16 protein-coding genes are annotated in these 20,476 nt (G+C 64.1%); 8 read left to right on the top strand and 8 right to left on the bottom strand.

What is annotated here, in order from left to right; all coding sequences use genetic code 11:
• Positions 1-5: 5 nt before the first annotated feature.
• The 4 genes from metK to KF886_15475 all read left to right on the top strand — a co-directional run bounded on the left by metK (position 6) and on the right by KF886_15475 (position 3,700).
• Positions 6-1,157, top strand: coding sequence for a methionine adenosyltransferase (metK, locus tag KF886_15490; protein MBX3178762.1), 1,152 nt, complete (start codon positions 6-8; stop codon positions 1,155-1,157).
• Positions 1,158-1,251: 94 nt separating this feature from the next.
• Complete coding sequence (locus KF886_15485; protein ID MBX3178761.1) at positions 1,252-1,404, top strand: hypothetical protein; 153 nt, start codon at positions 1,252-1,254, stop codon at positions 1,402-1,404.
• 21 nt (positions 1,405-1,425) lie between these two features.
• Positions 1,426-3,441: a cation:proton antiporter gene (locus tag KF886_15480; protein MBX3178760.1), complete on the top strand. Its 2,016-nt coding sequence runs from the start codon at positions 1,426-1,428 to the stop codon at positions 3,439-3,441.
• A 37-nt stretch (positions 3,442-3,478) separates the two neighbouring features.
• Positions 3,479-3,700 carry a hypothetical protein gene (locus KF886_15475; GenBank protein ID MBX3178759.1) on the top strand — a complete coding sequence of 74 codons (222 nt, stop codon included), beginning with the start codon at positions 3,479-3,481 and terminating at the stop codon, positions 3,698-3,700.
• Between the two features lie 25 nt (positions 3,701-3,725).
• Here KF886_15475 and KF886_15470 read toward each other — a convergent pair whose 3' ends face one another.
• Positions 3,726-4,922, bottom strand: a complete 1,197-nt coding sequence (locus KF886_15470; protein ID MBX3178758.1) for a redoxin family protein — start codon at positions 4,920-4,922, stop codon at positions 3,726-3,728.
• Between the two features lie 634 nt (positions 4,923-5,556).
• Between KF886_15470 and KF886_15465 the strand changes: the two genes are divergently transcribed.
• Positions 5,557-7,032, top strand: a complete 1,476-nt coding sequence (locus KF886_15465; protein ID MBX3178757.1) for a hypothetical protein — start codon at positions 5,557-5,559, stop codon at positions 7,030-7,032.
• Positions 7,033-7,658: 626 nt separating this feature from the next.
• On the opposite strand, the gene lpxC is transcribed toward KF886_15465, so the two are convergent.
• The 7 genes from lpxC to KF886_15430 all read right to left on the bottom strand — a co-directional run bounded on the left by lpxC (position 7,659) and on the right by KF886_15430 (position 17,575).
• Positions 7,659-8,987 carry a UDP-3-O-[3-hydroxymyristoyl] N-acetylglucosamine deacetylase gene (gene lpxC, locus KF886_15460; protein ID MBX3178756.1) on the bottom strand — a complete coding sequence of 443 codons (1,329 nt, stop codon included), beginning with the start codon at positions 8,985-8,987 and terminating at the stop codon, positions 7,659-7,661.
• Positions 8,984-10,015: a UDP-3-O-(3-hydroxymyristoyl)glucosamine N-acyltransferase gene (gene lpxD / locus KF886_15455; GenBank protein ID MBX3178755.1), complete on the bottom strand. Its 1,032-nt coding sequence runs from the start codon at positions 10,013-10,015 to the stop codon at positions 8,984-8,986. Before lpxD ends, lpxC begins: the two co-directional genes overlap by 4 nt.
• A gap of 125 nt (positions 10,016-10,140) precedes the next feature.
• Complete coding sequence (locus tag KF886_15450; protein ID MBX3178754.1) at positions 10,141-10,686, bottom strand: OmpH family outer membrane protein; 546 nt, start codon at positions 10,684-10,686, stop codon at positions 10,141-10,143.
• Between the two features lie 261 nt (positions 10,687-10,947).
• On the bottom strand, positions 10,948-13,245 hold the full coding sequence (gene bamA, locus KF886_15445) for an outer membrane protein assembly factor BamA (GenBank protein MBX3178753.1): 2,298 nt from the start codon (positions 13,243-13,245) through the stop codon (positions 10,948-10,950).
• Complete coding sequence (locus tag KF886_15440) at positions 13,242-15,704, bottom strand: ATP-dependent Clp protease ATP-binding subunit (protein ID MBX3178752.1); 2,463 nt, start codon at positions 15,702-15,704, stop codon at positions 13,242-13,244. The genes bamA and KF886_15440 overlap by 4 nt, the downstream gene beginning before the upstream one ends.
• Positions 15,705-15,859: 155 nt before the next feature.
• On the bottom strand, positions 15,860-17,050 hold the full coding sequence (locus KF886_15435) for a hypothetical protein (protein MBX3178751.1): 1,191 nt from the start codon (positions 17,048-17,050) through the stop codon (positions 15,860-15,862).
• Between the two features lie 3 nt (positions 17,051-17,053).
• Entirely contained in the window at positions 17,054-17,575 is a 522-nt protein-coding gene (locus KF886_15430) for a hypothetical protein (protein ID MBX3178750.1), read from the bottom strand.
• 124 nt (positions 17,576-17,699) lie between these two features.
• On the opposite strand from KF886_15430, the gene KF886_15425 reads away from it, so the two are divergent.
• The 3 genes from KF886_15425 (at position 17,700) to KF886_15415 (ending at position 20,403) form a co-directional block, all read left to right on the top strand.
• A complete protein-coding gene (locus KF886_15425; protein ID MBX3178749.1) occupies positions 17,700-18,086 on the top strand; it encodes a translation initiation factor in 387 nt (128 codons plus the stop codon).
• A 9-nt stretch (positions 18,087-18,095) separates the two neighbouring features.
• Positions 18,096-19,820: a glycosyltransferase family 39 protein gene (locus KF886_15420; protein MBX3178748.1), complete on the top strand. Its 1,725-nt coding sequence runs from the start codon at positions 18,096-18,098 to the stop codon at positions 19,818-19,820.
• Positions 19,821-20,142: 322 nt separating this feature from the next.
• Positions 20,143-20,403: a type II toxin-antitoxin system RelB/DinJ family antitoxin gene (locus KF886_15415; protein MBX3178747.1), complete on the top strand. Its 261-nt coding sequence runs from the start codon at positions 20,143-20,145 to the stop codon at positions 20,401-20,403.
• The last annotated feature ends 73 nt before the right edge of the window (positions 20,404-20,476 follow it).

Genomic DNA, 20,476 nt, shown 5'->3' with positions numbered 1-20,476 from the left:
ACCGGATGCTGTTTACCTCCGAGTCCGTCAGCGAAGGCCACCCCGACAAGGTGGCGGACAACGTCTCCGACGCCATTCTCGACGCCATGCTCGCCGGCGACCCCATGAGCCGCGTCGCCTGCGAAACCCTCGTCACCACCGGCCTCTGCGTCGTCGCGGGCGAAGTTACCTCCAAGGCCCAGGTCGATATACCCCGCATCGTGCGCGACACCATCCTCGACATCGGCTACCGCGGCGGGGACGCCGGCTTCGACGGCGAAGCCTGCGCCGTCATGGTCACCCTGGACAAGCAGTCGCCCGACATCGCCCAGGGCGTTAACGAAGGCGAAGGCATCGACAAGGAGCAGGGCGCCGGCGACCAGGGCATGATGTTCGGCTACGCCAGCAACGAAACCTCCGAGCTCATGCCCCTGCCCATCGCCCTCTCGCACCGCATACTGGCCCATATCACCCGCCTCCGCAAAGACGGCGTCATCCCCTGGCTTCAGCCCGACGCCAAGTCCCAGGTGACCGTCGAATACGTCGACAACGTGCCCCAGCGCATCGACACCATCGTCCTCTCCAACCAGCACTCGCCGAACGTGACACACGAAGAGATTCGCTCGACCCTGATCAAGGAGATCGAGACGATCCTGCCCGCCGAATACGTCAAGGGCGAGATCAAGTTCCACATCAACCCCACCGGGCGCTTCGTCGTCGGTGGGCCCGTGGGCGATTGCGGATTGACCGGGCGCAAGATCATCGTCGATACCTACGGCGGCATGGGACGTCACGGCGGTGGAGCCTTCAGCGGCAAGGACGCCTCCAAGGTCGACCGCAGCGCGGCCTACATGGCCCGATACATGGCCAAGAACGCCGTGGCCGCCGGCCTCGCCGACCGATGCGAAGTCCAGCTTGCCTACGCCATCGGCGTCTCCCAGCCGGTCTCCGTTCACGCCACCACCTTCGGTACCGGAAAAATCAGCGACAGCGCCCTCAGCGATATCCTGAAGGAGCATTTCGACTGCCGGCCCGCGTCCATCATCAAGACGCTCGACCTGCGCCGCCCCCAGTTCCGGAAGACCGCCGCATTGGGGCATTTCGGTCGGGAAGATCAGGGATTCCGCTGGGAAGAGACCGACCAGGCCGCCGCGCTCAAGCAAAAAGCCGGTCTCTAGCCACTCCCACCCATCGGGCATTGATTTCTTCCGGGCCATTTGACACACTCACCCGTGTCAAATGGCCCGTTTTTATGCCTCGAAAGGAACTCCCATGAAAGTTCACGATTTCGCCCACCAGGTCGCGCAGCGCACCATGGACCTGCTGGAAGAAAAGCAGCACTACAAGGTCTCCGAAGAGCACCGCAAACAGATCCTCGCGCTGATACGCGACGAGGTTGACGTCCTCCTCGATCGCGCCAGCTGATCCCGAAGGGCCCCGCGCTCAATGCACCACCCGGACATGCTCTCACAGACCGCCGTGCTCTTCGGCACCGCGCTGGTCGCCGCCCTCTGTTTCCGATTCCTCAAGGCGCCCTCCATACTCGGCTTTCTCTTCACGGGGATACTCATCGGCCCCCACCTGCTCGGGATCGTCAGTGAAGAAGAGGTCGAGGTGTTCGCCGAGTTCGGCCTGGTGCTCCTCCTCTTCATTATCGGCCTCGAGCTGTCGCCCGAATCCTTCATGCAGGCCGGGCCCCGCCTCCTCCTGCTCACCGCCATCCAGCTCGCCGGTACCACCCTCCTCGCCGCCGGCGCCATGCTCGTCTTCCAGATGCCCGTGCTCCCCGCCATCCTCCTCGGCATGGCCATCAGCCTCAGCAGCACCGCCATCGTCCTCAAAACCCTGAGCGACCGCGATGAAGTCGGCACGCCCGCCGGCCAGATCAGCACCGGAAACCTGCTCCTGCAAGACGTCTACGTCATCGGCCTCATGCTCCTGCTCCCCTTCGTCACCCGCGAGGAAGGCGCCTCCCTCTCTACCTCCATCGTGCAGGCCGGCCTCGGGTTTCTCGCCATGGGAGCCGCGGTCGCCGCCGTCCGCTATGCCCTGCCCCGCGCGCTCGACGGGCTGGGGCGATACGGCGGACCGGAGCTGCTCACCCTCTTCGCCGTGTTCATGGCCTTCGGCGGCGCCGCCTTCGCCCACGCCATCGACTGGCCCCCCGCCCTGGGAGCCTGCGCCGCCGGCCTGCTCCTCGCACAGGCGGACCTCCGCCACCAGCTCGTCGCCGAGATTACACCCTTCCGCGACGTATTCAACGCGCTCTTCTTCATTTCGCTCGGCATGCTCGTCCAGCTCGACTACGTCGCCGAAAATGCCCTCTTCGTGGTCGCGGCCGTCGCCGGCATCCTCGTCATGAAGGCCGCCGTCACCTCCTTCGCCATCGCCATCTCCGGCTGGCCCCTTCGCGTCGCCATCCAGGGCGGCATCGGGCTCTGCACCGTCAGTGAATTCGGCTACGTGCTGGCCCGCGAGGCCCACACCGCCGACCTCATGTCCGCCGAGGCCATGGACAGCCTCATTCCCGTCATCGTGGGCACCATGATGGCCGGGGCCCTGCTGCTCCCCGTTTCGGGCGGGCTCGCCACCTCCCTGACCCGGCTTATCGGGCGATCCGGTGCTGGCGCGAGCGAAGCGGATAGCGGGGGGGAGGAGGGGAACAGCCACGTCCTGATCGTCGGCTACGGCGTCAACGGCCGCAACCTCGCCCGCGTGCTGCACGCCACCCATATCCCGTGCTCCGTGCTGGAAATGAACCGGGCCTTCGCCCGGGAAGCGCGGGATGCCGGGTTGCACGTCGTCGTGGGTGACGGGACCCGGGCGCGCATCCTCGAAGAGGCCGGCCTCGGCCACGCGCGCGCCGTTGTCATCGCCGTCAACGACCGCATCGCCACACGCCGCATGGTGGCCCAGGTCCGGGTGCTGCGGCACGATATCCCCATTGTGGTGCGCACGGAATACATCGATGAACTCGAACTCCTGATGCGCGCCGGCGCCACCACGGTCATCCCCGCCGATTTCGAGGTGTCGATCAAACTCTTCGCCACCGTGCTGACCGAATTCCGCGTGCCCGACAACATCGTCCAGGCGCAGATCGCGTCCGTCCGCGCCGGCGGCTACGGGGTCCTGCGCGACGACGCCGCCGAACTGCCCGACCGCATGCGGGAGCTCATGGAGGTGCTCCGCCTTACCGCGACAAAGACCTTCTATCTCGACGAGGACAGCGTCGCTCCCGGGCGGACCATTGCCGGTCTCAACCTGCGGGCGGAGACCGGTGTCACCATTATCGCCGTCGTGCGCGACGGGAAGCCCAACACCAACCCCCCGGCCGATTTCACCCTCCAAACGGGCGACGTGCTCGTGCTGGTCGGCAGCCACGCGCAACTCGACGCGGCCTACCGCTGCTTGAGCGGCCCCGAAGTCACGGATGCCGAAAACCAAGACGGCCCGGCGTTTTGACCGGCCCACTTCCAGAGAATTCGAAAGGAATCACCCCATGAAATACTTCAAGACATCCCAGATTGTCCCCGGCAAGGGCAACGCCTGGATGTACTACGAATGCGACGACACCGAAAAAGTCCTGCGCACGCTCACCCACATACCCGAGACCGGCGAAATCACGCGCGTCCCGGATCCCATCGTGAAACGCCTCATCCGCCCGGAGATTCTTCAGCCCGCCGAGGGCGAGGAATTCCTGTCGCTCTGGGACGCCGGTTGATCGAACGCAAGGCCGAATCGCGCGCCTATTCCGCCGCGGCGCTCTCCTGCGTCAGCTCGGTGAGCGCCTGCGTCAATTCCGATTTCAGACTCGGCGACACCCCGGCGTGGACTTCCCGCACCACGCCTTCCCGGTCGATGATAACCGTCTTCGGAATGCTGTTGGCCCCGTAAAGGCGCTGCGCCACGCCATTCGCGTCCAGCGCCACCGGAGCCGTGAGCCCGGTGTCGCGAACAAACGCCTCCGCGCGCTGGCGATCTTCCGCCACGTTCACCGCGTAAAGAACTACGCCGCGGTCCTGGAATGCGTCTGCGACCTCGGTCACGATGGGCAGCCCGATCCGGCACGGCCCGCACCACGAAGCCCAGAAGTCCAGGATCACCACGTTCTTGCCCCGGTGCTTCGACAGTTCCAGGCGTCCCGAACCGTCCAGCAATTCCAGCGTAAGGTCCGGCGCCGCCTTCCCCTCCAGCGGATCCGCCGGGCGGCTCGCCGGCTTGAATTCCTTCGCGCCCTCCGGGATCACAAAAGCGAAGTGCTCCCCGCCAAATTCGGGCGCCGTATTCCAATTCTCGAAGGTGTAGGTGATGGTCGCCTTCGTGATCTCCGGGTTCGAACGGGAGACCATGGGGGAGAGATCGAGCTCCAGTTTCTCAAGGAGCGGCGCATCCCCCTGGCGGATCCAGAAGCGCGTCACCACATCCTCGTTCTCCGCCCGGATCTCGTCCACGCCGTCCTCGCCCTCCCTTTCCGCAAACGCTACCGTCTCGATCCCGTCAAGCAGCCCGCCGCTGTTGTGAAGGTACGCGCTCAGCAGCAGCTGCGACGTCCGGTACTCCCGCCCCGGCATCATCGTCAGGGCCTTCTCCCGATCCCCAAACGCCGCCCCCTCCACATACTGGTTCTGCGTTTCCAGATAGATATAATTCGAATCCGGCGCGTAGAAAAGCTCCATCGCCCCCTCCTCAATATTCACCCGAAAACGCGCCCGATCACCACCCGCCATCGAAAGATGCGAAGTGATTGCCGTCCGGTTCGTCTCCCCCTCAGCGCCCGCCATTTCAAACGCCATGGCGATGTCCACCGCGTACGCCGGCAGCCCCGCAATGTGGCCCATGCTCTCCAACAGGCGATCCCGCGCGGAGATGGATTCCTGCGCTCCCGCAACCAGAGCGGGCGCGGCGGCGATAACGGCGACAATAAAACGCTTCAACATGGACATGACAAGCCTTTCAGCGAGTTCGAGACGGGGACGAGCGGCCAAACCCGTATCATACCATACGCAGCCCCGACAACTACGCCGGAATTCAACGCCCGCCAACGTGGCTTGGCCCTCCAGGCTGAGTTAGCGTGAGCGGCGGGTTCAATCTGTCCATCAACGCCACAAACGCAGCCTTGGATTCCCAATGCGCGACGGCCCAGCCTTCATTCCTCACCAATCGCGGTTGGAACTCATCGAATTCCTTCTCTATCCGTGCAATCCGTGTAATCCGTGGTCAGAATTCCAGATCGCGGCCCAAGGCTGCGCGGAGTCCATTCTCGGTTCAAACAAATCTTTTGTGTTCTCTGTGCTCTTTGTGGCTCCAAGTCCAATCCCCCGCCCGCACCAACCTTGAACCCTGACCCGAATCGCCTCCCTGCAACTTGGCATGGAAAAATCCGTTCCAGGACTTCTTCTCTTCGTGTCCTTCGTGCCCTTCGTGGTGCTCTCTCTTTCTACTCGGTTGCGCCTTGAAGCCTACCCTCACCAACCAGGCCGTCCACTGGGGATCGCCTCCCGAATATGTTACAGTAACCATCAAGAACGCAGGCCCGCATTCGTGCGAGGCCGCAATCCGGTAGAAGGGTGCCCTCCCATGAAGTCGAATCGCTCTCACACCTCGCACACCGCTTTGGCCGTCACCGCCGCCATGCTGCTCCCGCTCGTGCTCGGCGCGTGCACCCGCGCGCGTATCCCGGTCACCGGCATCGAAGTCCCCATGCTCAACGTCCCGCTCCCCGCCATCCTGCGCACCGAGAACGACCTCCGCAGCCGCCCCTGGCCCCGCGCGTTCCAGCTCATGCACGAGCGGATTGGCCGCGAATACGCCTATACCGCCGAGAAAGGCATCGCCTGGGACGCGCTCTACACCGAGGTCGCGGCGGATGTCGCGGCGGCGCACGAAGCGGGTGACCGAAACGCCTGGTACCTCGCCCTCCGGCGCTATGTCCACACAATTCCCGATGGAAATGTCCAGATCGACGCCAACGACGCCCTGCGCGAGGCCGAGGAGGGCGCCACCGTTGGCCTGACCCTCGCCGAATTGCCCGGCGGAACGGTCATGGTGGGCAGCGTGTTGATGGGCAGTGCGGCGGAAGCCGCGGACATCGAAATCGGCGCCATCATTCATCAGTGGAATGACAAGCCGGTGCGCGACGCCCTGGACGAAACCAGCATCCGCTGGTCCGAGGCCCCCGCGGCGACCCCTTTCATGCGCCGGGAACAACAACTGACCTGGCTCCCGCGCGGCGCGGCGGGCGATGTCTGCCGCGTCACCTACCAGAATCCGGAAGACGCCGCCACCCGGACCGTGACGCTGGAACGGCGCAGCGACGGCTTCGCCACGCTGGCGCTGCAACGTCCCGTATGGTCGCCCCTCGATCTATTCGCAAGCCCCGTCATGAGCCGCGCGCTCGACGGCGGAGCCTGGTACATCCGGGTCGCCGCAATCGCGCCCACGCTGACCACCCCATTTCCGCATCGCGATTTCCGGAATGCCGTCAATTCGGCTGTCAGCGCCGGCGCGACCGGGCTGCTGATCGACCTGCGGGGGACCCAGGGCGGCGATGCGGCCCTGGTCCCGCGCTTCCTGTCGCCCCTCGTCGCGGAACGCGCCTTCTACGAGACCCCCGCGTTCTGGGACGGCGATGCCGCCGCCTTCAAGGCGAATGAGGGGAGGACGCTATACGTGGAGCCGCATGCACCCGCCTTCGAAGGCCCCGTGGCCGTGCTCGTGGACGGCTACACCATGGGGCCCGCCGAGTCCATGGCCGCGTTCCTGCAGGGCCGCGAAAACGTGCGGGTGGTCGGGGAAACCCCAACCTACGGATCGCCCACCACCCCCGACGTGGAGTTGACGCTGCCCGGCGGCTACGTCATCTACTACCCGTCACGCCGCTCGCTCGACGCCGCTGGCAATCCCCGGGGCGTAGCCGATGCAGCCGGCGCGGGCGCCGTGACGCCGGACGTCCCCATTGTGCTGGATCGCGACGCGTTGATGGAGATCCACCGCGAACGGCGCGATATCGTCCTGGAGCGCGCCACCGCGGTGTTGGAAGAGGGGGGAGGCTGAGCCATCCGCGGCGCGGCCCGACCGGAAGGTAAAAACAAGGGTGCAGTTCTGATATTACCGGTGAATTACGAGCGCTATGGAGCGGGCGTTCAGCCCTCATAGATTATCGGATCCCTTTGCCTGGGCCGCAGGCCCGGAAGAATGACGACGATTTCGGCCAGGGCTGAAAGCCCGCATCATAGTGGGTTTCCGGCGCACTGCAAAAATCGTAATTCTATAGCGGAATGAAGCTGGCTTGATTTCTCGACGACACAATCCCGCGCCGCAACGGAAGTGCGGACCAATGGGAGCGCGGGCGGCCCGCCCGCAACGCGCCGGAGGCGCGAATCTAAACAGCGGAAGTCCGGGTCCAATCGTCTCCCCGATCAAATGGGCCGATTTTGCAAACACGCCAAGCACCGCCGGTGCATTGCAGGCGGGCACGCCCTCCTACGCCGCGTCTTCGACCTGCGCTCCCAGCCTTGCGCGCTCTTGTCGTAGTTTCGCGACATGACAAGAATGGGCTGGCGCCACTTTATACGGATAAAGTGCTACCAGAAATCGAGACTTTTCTTTACTTCCCCCACTGTTCGGGCGTGGTAATATCAGAACTGCACCCTGAAAATACCAGGCCGCTTTCCGGAAGCCTACTGCTGCTCCATCGGCATCAGCCCGAACGTCATCACGGCCTCCGCCGCCACGCGCCCGTCCACCAGCGCCTTGGCCGCCACCTTGCACGCGTTCTTCCGACGCCGCACCATCTCGCATTCGATGATGAGCTGGTCGCCCGGCACTACCGTCCGGCGGAATTTCGCCTTGTCCACCCCCAGGAAAAACGCCAGCTTGCCGTCCGGCTCCCGGCCATCGCCGAAAATCAACACCGCGCTCACCTGCGCCATCGCTTCGACAATCATGACGCCCGGCATCACCGGGGTCTCGGGCCAGTGACCCTGGAAAAACGGCTCGTTTACCGTCACGTTCTTGATGCCCGTCACGCGTTCCATCGGCACAAACGAAAGAATCCGATCCACCAGCAGGAAGGGGTAGCGGTGCGGCAGGATCTTCATGATCTTGCTCACGTCCAGAGCCGGCGGGCGCGTTATCTTCGAAACCGGGTGCGGGCGCGCCTCGCGCTTGTCGTGCCCGTTCGAGATCGTCTCCTTGATCTGCTTGGAGAACAGCACGTTCTTCTCGTGGCCCCCCTTGACCCCCACCACGTGGCCCTTCACCGGGCGGCCCAGCAGGTACATGTCGCCAATCAGATCGAGAATCTTGTGGCGCACGAACTCGTCGGGGAAACGCAATTCGTCATTCAGGATGGTGTCATCCCCGATGACCACCGCGCTCTCCAGGCTCCCGCCCCGGATCAGGCCCTTCTCCTGCAACATCTTCACTTCGCGAAGGAAGCAAAACGTGCGCGCCGGCGCGATCTCGCGCGTAAAAGTATCTTCCGTAATCGTGTACGAGGCGTACTGCGTCCCGATCGCCACGTGATCGTAGGCGATCGTCATCGAGACCCGGAGCTCGTCCGACGGCAGGATGCTCAGCGTCACATCCCCCTGCCGGTAATACACCGGACGGTCCACCGTGATGTATTGCTTGTCCGCGTTCTGCTCGACAATCCCCGCCTTCTGCAGCGCCGCCATTACCGGGAGCGAGCTGCCGTCCCCGTTCGGGATCTCCTCCGCGTCCAGCTCGATGTTCAGATTGTCGATGCCCAGGCCCACCATCGCCGCAAGCGCATGCTCCACCGTGTGCACCTTCGCGTCGCCAATTCCGATCGTCGTGCCGCGCGAAACGTCCACCACATTGTCGATGTTGGCGGGAATCGGCGGGCTACCGTCCAGGTCCACGCGAAAAAACGTTATACCGGCGTTTTCCGGGGCGGGCTTGAACGTTACCGTGGTAAGGCTACCCGTATGCAGCCCGATTCCCGAAAAGGACACTGGCTTGCTGATCGTCTTCTGTCTGCTCATTGAAGCTGCTCTTTCAATGCGTCCAGCGCGCGTTCCAGCGACTTAACCCGCCGGATCAATTCCGGGACCCGCCGTTGCGCCACCAGCACCCGGCGCTCCTCTTCGTGATCGATGGCCGGAAAGCCCGACACGATCGCGCCCGGCTCCACCGACCGCGTTACGCCGCCGCGCGCGGCGACAATGGCGCCGCGGCCAATCGTGATGTGGCCCTTCACGCCCGCCGAGGCGCCAACCTGGACGGCATCCTCGATCGTGGCGCTGCCCGCAACGCCGACCATGCCGGCGAGCGCGCAATGTTCGCCTATGTGAACATTGTGTCCAATCTGGACCAGGTTGTCAATTTTCGTACCTCGGCCAATCCGAGTCTCGCCAAACGTCGCACGATCTATCGCCGTGCCCGATCCCACCTCCACGCCATCCCCTAGCACCACCCGGCCAACCTGTGGAATCTTGACCCATTCGCCATTCACGTTCGCGTACCCGAAGCCGTCGCTCCCGATCGTCGCGCCCGCGTGAACGATGCAATCCCGGCCTATCTCCGTCTCTTCCCGTATTGTAACATTCGGGTAGACCACGGTCCCGGCCCCAATCCGGACGTTGCGCCCGATATAGGCGCCCGCATACACCACCACGCCGTCGTCGAGGCGCGCGTTCTCTTCGATCACCGCGCAGGGACCCGCCGCGACATCCCGGCCGAGAATCGCCGACGGGTGTATCACCGCCCGCGGGTGGATGCCCTGCGGATGCCGGAGCGAGTTCGATTCGCAGTGCTTCAGGATCACCGCGAAGCACTGGTCCGGCGACGCCACGACGATCGCGGGAATTTTCAGGCCCGCCGGCGCTTCCTGGATCAAGACGGCGGATGCCGACGATTCATTCAACAGCGGGAGATAGCGGCTGCTCCGGATGAAACACAATTCCCCCGGGCGCGCCTGTTCCACGCCGTTTACGCCCGTGATGACAACGGTTGGATCCCCCGATACCGTGCCGCCGACCAGCGCGGCGATCTCAGCTACGGTCATTTTCATGAGGATGCCTCGATCCGCCGCGGTAGTACACCCTGCCCCAAACAGGCAAGCGCGTACCGGGCAAGGGAACCCGGTACGCGTCTTTCATTCAAGGATTTCAAGGTGTGGCGGCGCCTTCGAACACGCTACTTGTTCAAGTGCTGCAGGACCTGCGACGTGATGTCGATGGTCGTGCTGGCGAACAATACCGCGCTTCGCGGGCCGCCTTCCTTGTTCAACACCAGATGATAATTCCCCGTGTTGGCGACGGCCTCAATCGCGTCCTGAACGTCCTTCACGACTTCCTTGAGGACCTTCGCCTCCATGCTGTCGATCTGCTGCTGGCTCTTCGTCAGCTCGCTCTGGTAGTCCGCATAGTCGGCCCGGATCTTTGTCTCCAGGTCGAGCAGCTGATCCGCGGAAAGTTGCCCCTTTTTCTTCTCGTAGTCGTCGCGCGCCGCCTTGATCCGGTCCGACATCTTGTCGATGCCGCTCTGGAGCGCGTCAACTTGCTTCTGCAGATCCTGGTACTTGCTCTTGCGCTTTTCGTACTTGGCCAGGACCTCCTGCATGTCGACAACGCCAATCTTGTAGTTGCCGCCCTCCTGGGCGAAAGCGCCCGGGGCCGCAAGGCCAGCCAGAAGCGCGCAGCAAATGGAAAGGGTCATGAAGTGTTTGAGCGTAGAAGTCACGTGAATTGGTCCTTTTTTTTATTGGCTTGCCGGTCACCCGTGCAAGGAGGCAAACAGAAACCGCCCTGATGTTTTTGGCCGGGCCCTTCCGCGGCGTCCCCGGCCGTTACCCGGCGCGGCCGCCGGAACGCACCGGCCAATACGCGCCGGACCAGCCAGCGGGGACACCGGTGATTGTATCAACAACGCGCGAAATCATGCAAGAAAAACGGGACCCCGAATCGCCTGCCTGGCAGGCGAGGCGGGGCCCCGATCAGCGTATCAGAATCGAATTCCGGAAATCAGGTGAAGGCGTCCGCTGCCCTGATCGTCGTCCGCGTTAAGCGGGATCGCGTAGTCCACCCGGATCGGCCCCAGCGCGGGCACTTCCACGCCAAACCCGATACCCGCGCTGTAGCGCATCTCGCCGAAGTCGAAGTCGTCATCGTCCCAGACGCCGCCGGCGTCGACAAAGCTGTAGAAACGAACCTGCTCCGTGAGCTTGTACTTCATCTCCAGGTTGCCAATGTACAGCAGGTTGCCCCCGAGCGGGAACCGGTCACCGAAGATTATGAACTCCCGCGCTTTCGGGCCAATATCCCGGTTGTCATACCCGCGCACCGTCGTCGTGCCGCCCGCATAGAATTTGTCCGTAAGCGGCACGAAATCCGATCCGCCGTATTCGGCCACGTAGCCCTCGCGCGACCGGAACGAGAGGATCCACTTCTCCTCCTTGTCCACCGCCCGGTACCACGTCGAATCAAGAAACAGCTTGTAGAACTCGTTGTCCCCGCCCAGGCCCGCCAGCTCCAGGCTCAGGACGTGCTTGCTGCCACGAGACGGATCCCGGAACGCGTTCAGCGTGTTGCGCTCGAGCTCGTTGCGCAGGCTCACCGTCGTCGTCTCGCCCGCCTGCCGCCGGATCGCCGGGTTCACGAAAAACGGCAGCTCCGTTATCTCCGTCGTCTGGTACAGCAAGGCGCCGCGATAGCTGACATAGTTGGAAAGGACCTTCCCCAGACGGATCTGGCCGCCCCGCCGCTCTTCCCGGTAGCTCGCGCCTCCGCGGATGCTGTAGGAATCGTCGAAAACATCAAAGCCAAGCGCAAACGGATACCCCAGTATCTCGGGATCCGTGAAGCTCAGCGAGTACTGATCCCGCTGGCTGCCCACGTTCAGGCGGACCGCAAGCTGCTGGCCGCCGCCCGTGAAGTTGGGCCAGTTGGTCGCGTCAAAATTGTTCAGGCGCAGTTCCGCAAAACCGCCCACGCCTTCGTCGGTGCTGAAACCGCCGCCAAACGTGAAGTTGCCCTGCTTGCCCTCCTCCACGTCGAAAATCAGGTTGGTGAAGAGATCGTCCTGATCGGCGAAATCCAGGCTCGTGCGAACGGTGTCGAAGTACTCCGTGCGCCGCAAGCCGCGCTCGCTCAGCTCCACGAGCGAACCATCGTAGCGATCCCCCGGATTCAACGCCACCTGACGGCGGATGACCTCGTCCTTCGTCAATTCGTTGCCAATAATCTTGATCTCGCGAATATACTTGAGGTCGCCCTCCGCGATGCGGTGCGTCACCCGTGTCGTCTTCGTGTCCCGATCAAGCGTGACGATCGGCGTAACATCCGCCGCAACGTACCCGCTCGTCTGGTAGTTCTTCTCCAGCACGCCGGCGTCGCGCTCCACCTGCGACTTGTTGTGCACTTCGCCCGCGGTCACCTCCACCAGGTCCACAAGCTCGTCGTCGTCATAAACAATATTGCCCGCGACATCGAGATTGTCCACGCGGTATTCCGCGCCCTCCTGAAGATACACCGTCAGCTCCATCCGCCGGCCGTTGCCCGTGTAAAGCAGGTCGGTGCGGGTAATCTCCGCCTCCAGACGCCCGAAATCACCATAATTGTCGATGATTTTCTGCAGATCGTGCTCCAGCTTCTCCTCCTCGTACTTCCCGCCCAGGAACCAAAAGGCGCGCTTCGTGAGCATCAGCTTGCGGAGCCTGCGCGAACTCAGCGCCTCATTGCCCACAAACGTGATGCTGCGGATCTTCGCCTTCGTCCCCTCCTGGATGTCGTAGCTGAGCCGCACCCGCGAAGGGCCCACGCGCTCCGCCACGATATCGACCGTCGCGTTCGCAAACCCTTTCCCCTCATACAGATCCAGGACCGCGGAGCGCTGCTCTTCGATCGCTTCGGGGATAAAGGGATCGCCCTCGCGCATCGTCAGGGCGGAGAGAATGCGCCGCTCCTTGATCTTGCGGTTGCCCATCACCAGGACCTTCTCAATTACCTGCTTCTCGGTAACCGCGTAGGTCACGGTGATCGCGCCGCTCTCCCGGGTCGCGTCCGCTTCAATATGCGTGAAGAAGCCCAGGTCGTAGAGGCGGCGAATGTCGCGGGAGACCGCGCGGGGGTTGTACTCCTGACCCGCTTGCACCTCCAGCTTGGAACGGACCAGCTGTTCGCTCACGCGCTCCAGGCCGTCTATACGGACGGCGCCCACATTGCCGGCTTCCTGCGCCGGTGCGGGGGACTGGAGGGCCAGGGCGATCAGCGTGAGGGCAAAGCCCAACGCTAGTTTCTTCAAGTAGCTACACCTTCCGCGGCTAATTCCGCCTGCTCGAACACCAGCTTTTCCTCGGTATCCGACGGCCAGACTTCGATTCGTGAACCAGGTTCCAGATTCCCCCGAAGCAACAGTTCCGCCAGGGGGTCCTCAACGTATTGCTGCACCGCGCGGCGCAGGGGGCGCGCGCCATACTCCTCGTTGCTCCCCACGCGCACCAGGAATTCCTTGGCGTCGCGGCGCAGCCGCAAGTGTACACCCTTTTCCGCAACGCGTTCCACCATATCCTTCACGTGGATGTCGACAATATCGATCAGCTGCTCGTCCGTCAGCCGGTGGAACACGAGGGTGTCGTCAAGCCGGTTCATAAACTCCGGATTGAACACCTTTTTCGCCTCCTCGATCACCTTCTCCTTCATCTTCTGGTACTGCGACTCCTCGTCGTCGCGCTGGAACCCCAGCGTGCCCCCGCCCTTGCCGATCCGGCGCGCGCCCACGTTGCTCGTCATGATGATGACCGTGTTGCGAAAGTCCACCTTCCGGCCCGTGGAGTCCGTCATGTGGCCCTCCTCCAGCACCTGGAGCAGCGCGTTGAACACGTCCGGGTGCGCCTTCTCGATCTCGTCGAAAAGCACCACCGAATAGGGGCGCCGCCGGACCTGCTCCGTCAGCTGGCCACCTTCGTTGTAGCCCACGTACCCCGGGGGGGCCCCGGTCAGCCGCGATACAGCAAAGCGCTCCATGTACTCCGACATGTCCACCGTGATCAGCGCGTCCTCGTTGCCGAAAAGGAACATCGCCAGCGTCTTCGCCAGCAGCGTCTTGCCCACCCCCGTCGGGCCCAGGCACAGGAAAGAACCCACCGGCCGCGCGTGATCCCGGAAACCGGCCCGCGACCGCTGAATAGCCCGCGTGATCGAGTCGATAGCCTCCTCCTGGCCGATAACCGAACGGTGAAGCTCCTCGCGCATGCGCAGCAGACGCTCCGATTCGTTCTCCTCCAGCTTCGTGAGCGGCACCCCCGTCCATTTCGACACGATATAGGCGATATCTTCCTCGTTGATAACGGTTTCCGCCGAATCCCGCTTCAGCTCCCACTCCCGCTTCTTCTCCTCCAGCTTGTTGATCAGCGTCCGCTCTTTGTCGCGCAGCGATGCCGCCTTTTCGTATTCCTGGCGGCGGATCGCCGATTCCTTTTCCTGCGTTACCGTCTCGATCTCCTGCTCGATCTCCTTCAATTCGATCGGGCGCGTCGTAATTTGCAGCCGCGCGCGGCTGCCCGCCTCGTCAATCACGTCCACCGCCTTGTCCGGCAGGAAGCGATCCGCAATATACTGGTTCGAAAGCTTGGCCGCCGCGATCACCGCCTCGTCCGAGAACTTCACCCGGTGGTGCGCCTCGTACTTGTCGCGAAGGCCCTTGATAATCTCGATCGTCTGCGCCACGCTCGGCGCCTCCACCATAATCGTCTGAAAGCGCCGCGCCAGCGCCGCGTCCTTCTCGATGTACTTGCGATACTCGTCCATCGTCGTCGCGCCGATGCATTGCAGTTCGCCGCGCGCCAGCGCCGGCTTGAGCATGTTGGCCGCGTCCACCGCGCCCTCCGCCGCGCCAGCGCCCACAATCGTGTGCAACTCGTCAATAAAGAGGATAATGTTGTCCGCGCGGCGAATTTCCTTCATCACCGACTTCAGGCGCTCTTCAAACTGTCCGCGGTACTTCGTCCCCGCCACCACACCCGCCAGATCCAGCGTCAGCACCCGCTTCTTCAACAGAAGATCCGGCACATCGCCCGCGATGATCGCCCGCGCCAGGCCCTCGACGATCGCCGTCTTGCCCACGCCCGCCTCGCCAATAAGCACCGGGTTGTTCTTCGTGCGGCGGCTGAGCACCTGGATCACCCGCTCGATCTCGCCCTCGCGACCGATTACCGGGTCCAGCTTGTCCTCGCGCGCAAGCTGCGTGAGGTCCCGGCCGAAATTGTCCAGCGCCGGCGTCTGCGATTTCTTGCCCGTCTGCGCCTGCTCGCCCGGGGAGCGGCCCTGGTCGCCCAGCAGCCGGATCACCTCCGCCTGAATGCGGCCCAGGTCTATCTTCATGTCCTGCAAGACCTTCGCCGCGATGCCCTCGCCCTCCTTCAGCAGGCCCAGCAGGATGTGCTCCGTGCCGATATAGCTGTGGTTGAAGCGGCGCGCCTCCTCCACCGCCAGCTCCAGCACCTTCTTTGCGCGCGGCGTAAACGCGATCTCGTCGTTGGATACCACGGCCGAACCGGGCTGCACCTGCTGCTCGATCTCGATCGCAAGCGCCTCGATATCCACCCCCAGGTTTTCCAGCGCGCGCGCAGCGATGCCCTCGGGCTCGCGGCACAACCCCAGGAGGATGTGCTCCGTACGGACGTATTCGCTGCCCAGGCGGGTGGCCTCTTCGCGGGCGGCGCTGACTACGTGCTTAGCCCGCTCGGTAAAGCGTTCCCACATGTGGTAATCCTTTCGTGTATGGCCTGGCGGCGCGCCGCTGGGGGCGCCGGAAAAGGCGTATCAACTCAGTGCCGCGCGTAAAGCCTTCGGAAGCCCGAAATTGGCCCGCGGTCAAGCAATCCAAAACCGTTTTGATGGCCCGGCCAACGCGCTGCTCAGCCCTGCGCCGGCATGAACAGCTGCTTCAACTGCCGCGCCCGAAGCCGCTTCAGCGCCAGTTCGTCCACCGTGTCCACGCCCGGCTGCAACTGCCGCTCGACGTGTGCGCCCTGACAGTGTATCAGCGAGCCGTTCAGGTCCGCCACTGTGCGATCCGAGATCAGGCCCAACGTTACACCCAGGCGGAGCGAGGACAACAGCGACACGCTCTCGTCAAACGGCATCAGGCGCGCATTCGTCGCGAGCGCCCGCGCACGCTCCACCCGGTCTTCCAGCAGATCGGCGAAGGTCGCCCGGAGGCGTTCGCGCAGCTCGGCCTCGCGCCGGACAATCTCCCCCGCGCACTGCTTCAGCCGGTACACGAGGTCTTCCTCGGAGCGGCCAAGCGACGTCCGGTTTCGCAGTTGAAACAGGTCGCCCTCGGTGTCGTGCAGGCCGCGCGCCGGGAACCCGTTCATCCCGTGGTACAGCGCCTGCCGGCAAACCACCGAACGCTCGCCCTGTTCGCGGGCCGTCACCGGGTGCTTGTCCGGCAGCCCGGTGCCCACGCCGACGAGTTCCAGGTCCAGCCGCTCCGCCGACTGCTGCAACTCGTGCAGCGCGCCTGCATCGTTCAGCAGGCTCTCCTGCGCGCAGGCCGGCAGGTGCAGCAACAGGGTCAGCCGCAGCCCCGTGCCGGTGTGGCTCAGGCTGCGTGTCAGATAACCCAACTCGTTCGAATACGCAAAGTCCAGCGAGTCATTCAACTGGTCGTCCAGAGCGCTCGCCCGGTTCCACGCCTCCTCGATCGCCAGCCCGGACCCGAGCACGCGGATGCAGCAGTGATCCGTGTCGTTCAACAGCACCGCAAGGCTCTGGTCCTCCGACACATAGACGCCCTGGCCCTTCCGGGGAGCCGTCATCTCCAGCGTGATCAGCTGCCGTTCGGCCAGCAGCTGCAACTCCGCCGGATTCAGCGCGGCCAGCGAAAAGTACTCGCCGGTGTCCAGCAGGCCCAGGCGCTCGAACGCGCCCAGCGCGCGGGCCTCCGCCGCCTCGCGCTCATCGGGGCCGGCGGATGCTGGAAAAGGCAGATCGGGCAGGTTGCGCGCCAGGTTGCATGTCCCCAGCACCACCGTGCCGGAATGCGCCGCCCCGCCGCAGTCCTGCCAGCGCGGGTCGCGAGCTATGAGGCTTTCGATCGACATCGGCTACTCCACCCCGGCGCCTGGCGATGAAAGATCGCCTTCCAGATCGCGAATCTCGTCGCGCAGCGTGGCTGCTTCTTCGTAGTTTTCGGCCTTGAGCATACTGCGCAACAACGCGCGCTTGGCCAGGAGGTCGGAACGCAACTGGGAACGCGCATCCGACGCCTGGGGGGCTTTCCCCCGGTGGCGCTGCGCGTCATGTAACTGCTGAAGCAGCGCCGGCAGCTCGTCCACAAAATGGCGGTAACACGACGCGCATCCGACCTGACGCGTTTCCAGGACGATCTGAAGCCGCGTGTCGCACTCCGGACAGGCCCGCTGCGCGCGGACCACATTGCTTACCACCTTGTGGATCGACGCCTTGCTCGGGCGCGTGGGCGGCACTTCGGAAAGCTCGAAGCCCTCGTTCGCGCTCCGCTGCTGGGCCAGACACTCCTTGCACCAGAACTGGTCGGTTACCCGCCCGTCCACAACCTCGGCGTAACGGATGGTCGCCCGCCGCTTATGGCATTTCTGGCAAAGCATGGCCATATATCCTTTTATCCACAGTATACCACTCCCTCAAACAGCGAGTCCAAGCCGCGCCTTGAGCGATCTCCCGCCTTTTCCCTACAATAACGCGCGCAGGAAACTCCCCTGGAGAGGATGCATGAGCCGAAAAAACAACCGTATCGACACCTCCCCGCCCGACGCCCCCCTGGGGGACACCCCGTTCGGCGCGCTGGCCGGCCTCAAGGCCGATCTCCCGAGGGAGCCCGATCCGCCCGCCGCCCCGCGCGCCGAAATCCTCCCCGACACCCGCCACCCCTTCCAGGTCGCCCGCACCCGAAAAGGCGGCTGGCCCGTCTCCTTCGAGAAGCGCGCCGCCGGCAAGCTTGTCACCCGCATCGCCAACGTCAGCGGCGACGGAAACGCCCTCCTCAAATCCCTCCGGAAGCACTGCGCGACCGGCGGCGTCTGGAAGGATGGCGTCGTGGAATTGCAGGGGGACCATCGCGACAAGGTGGCGGCCTGGTTCGACGCCCACCTGGCCTGAGCCCATCCCGTGGCGATTCCCCCGAAACTCCCCCCCGTCTCCCCCCGAGATACCGTGGTCGCGCTGGCCGCCGTGGCCCTGCTTTGGGCGCTTACCCTCCTCCTCGTGCCGCCCCGCGGCGGCTTTCCGCTCAACGACGACTGGATTTACGCACAGGCGGTGCGGGACTGGATCGATACGGGCCACTACACCGGACATCCCTTCACCAGCGCAAGCCTCGTAGGGCAGGCCTGCTGGGGCAAAGCATTCTCATCCCTCTTCGGCTTCAGCTTCGAAACCCTGCGCTGGTCCACCCTCGCGCTCTGGCTCGCGGCCGCCCTGGCGGTCAGCCGCGCCGCGCTCGAACTCCGCGCCGCCCCCTTCGCCGCCGCACTCGCCGGCGGCCTCGTCATCGCCAACCCGATCGCCATGAACCTCGGCTACACCTTCATGACCGACGTGCCCTTTATCGCGGCCTGCGCCCTCGCGGGCGTCTTCTACCTCCGCGCGCTCGCGGATCCCCGCCCGTCACTGATTCTCGCCGGCTCCCTCTTTGCCGCCTGGGGGCTGCTCATTCGCCAGTTCGCGGTACTCCTGCCCCTCGCCTTCCTCCTGGCGACAACGCCCCTGCTCTACCGGATCGGGCGGCGCGAAAGTACAAAAATCATTCTGCCCGCGCTATTACCGCTCTTCGCGGCCTGGGGGCTGCTCCAATACCTCGCCCCCCGGACCGAAAAGCTGAACCACCCCTGGATGCCCTATGTCCTGGGCGAAAGCGCCCCGGAAATCGCGGCGGGAGCCCTGAAATTCTGTGGCGTGGCCATGGTATACATCGGGCTATTCGCCCTTCCCCTCGTGGCTGCCGCCGCCTTCGCCTGGCTGCGCGCCCGCGGGAGCCGAGCGCGACGCCTATGGGGCCTGACAGCCACCCTGCTGCTCGTTGCCGTTACCGTGGCCTGGTCCGCACCACGCCGCATACCCTTCCTCGGCAACATGCTCTTCGATACCGGCGTCGGGCCGCTGACCTTGAGGGGAGACGTGATAGGCAGCGTGTACTGGCGCCCCGTTTCCATCGGCGACGCCTGGTGGCTTCCCACAATCCTTGGGATCGCCGCCGCCGCCTGGATGCTCGCGGGCTGGCTCGGCTGGCTCGTACTGATTCCCGGCGACGGGCGACGGCCCCTGCGCGACCCGAGGCGTCGCCGGCACGCCTTCCTCATGCTCTGGGCCGCCCTGATGATCGGCGCGCTCTACCATCCCGGGCTGCCCGTGCGCTTCGACCGCTATTTCCTCGGCGCGCTCGTTCCCGTACTCCTCCTGCTCGCCGCCGCTGCCCCCCGCGCGCGCGACCTCCGCCTATACGCCGTGCAACTCGCGCTGGCCGCCGCGCTGTACACTTTCAGTCTAATCTCCCTGCAGGACTATCTGGCGTGGAATTCCGCCCGGTGGCACACCCTCCAGCGCCTTATGGCCGGTGGCGTACCCCCGGAAAACATCGACGGCGGCTACGAGTTCAACGGCTGGTATACCAGCCCCCACTTCATCGCCCGGGACGGCGACCGGGCCTTCTACCACGCCGGGCCACTCGGCTGGTGGGTGCTCGGCGACGAATGGGCCATCGCCGGACAGCCCCGCGCCGGCTACAATGTGGTCGAAACAATTCCCTACCATTCCTGGCTCGCCGGAAACAACGCCGAACTCTTTCTACTCCGGCGCAATTCGCAAGGAGACGCTGTCGACCCGGTGCCCGAATAGCGGGATGGAATGTGGCACAGCCGTCCCGGCTGTGTTTCGGTTGCCAGGCAGCCGAAGGAAGTTCCGACTTCACTCATCCGTAATAGATCGCACAACACTTTACGCCCCAGGGAACGTGCGCTCGTTGGACGTGCGGGCAGCGTGCGCACGAACCTGACTTTGCGGGGCTCCGCCCCGGCGAAAGTCAGGATCGCGCGGCACATTGATCACACTTTGCCGGCAATACGAACACTCACGAACTCGGAAAGCAGATTCCGGGTCCACGGGCGGCGGCTCTTGTGGCCCGTTTGTGCTGCAATATGGCAAAAAGGAGTCGTGTCCGATGAGTAGAAGCGCCGTGGTTCGGGCTCGTATGGAGCCGGATCTGAAAGAAAACGCCGAGGCGATTCTTCAACGATTGGGCCTGAACGCCACGCAGGCGATCACGCTGTTCTACCGGCAAGTGGAATTGCGCAACGGATTGCCCTTTGACATCGCAATCCCCAGTGAGACGACGAAGCGTACGTTTGACGCGACGGATGGTGGGCGGGATTTGGTGCTATGTGAGGATGTCGAAGACCTATTCGGCAAGCTGGGTATCTGATGCTTCGTCCCGTATACACGCGGCAGTTCGAGAAGGATGTAAGGCGGGCGAAAAGCCGGGTGTGTAGCTCATA

It is taken from the genome of Candidatus Hydrogenedentota bacterium, assembly GCA_019637335.1.
Lineage (GTDB): Bacteria > Hydrogenedentota > Hydrogenedentia > Hydrogenedentales > JAEUWI01 > JAEUWI01.
Note: the sequence above shows the minus strand (reverse complement) of the source record. Positions and strands in the feature narration are given on the sequence as shown.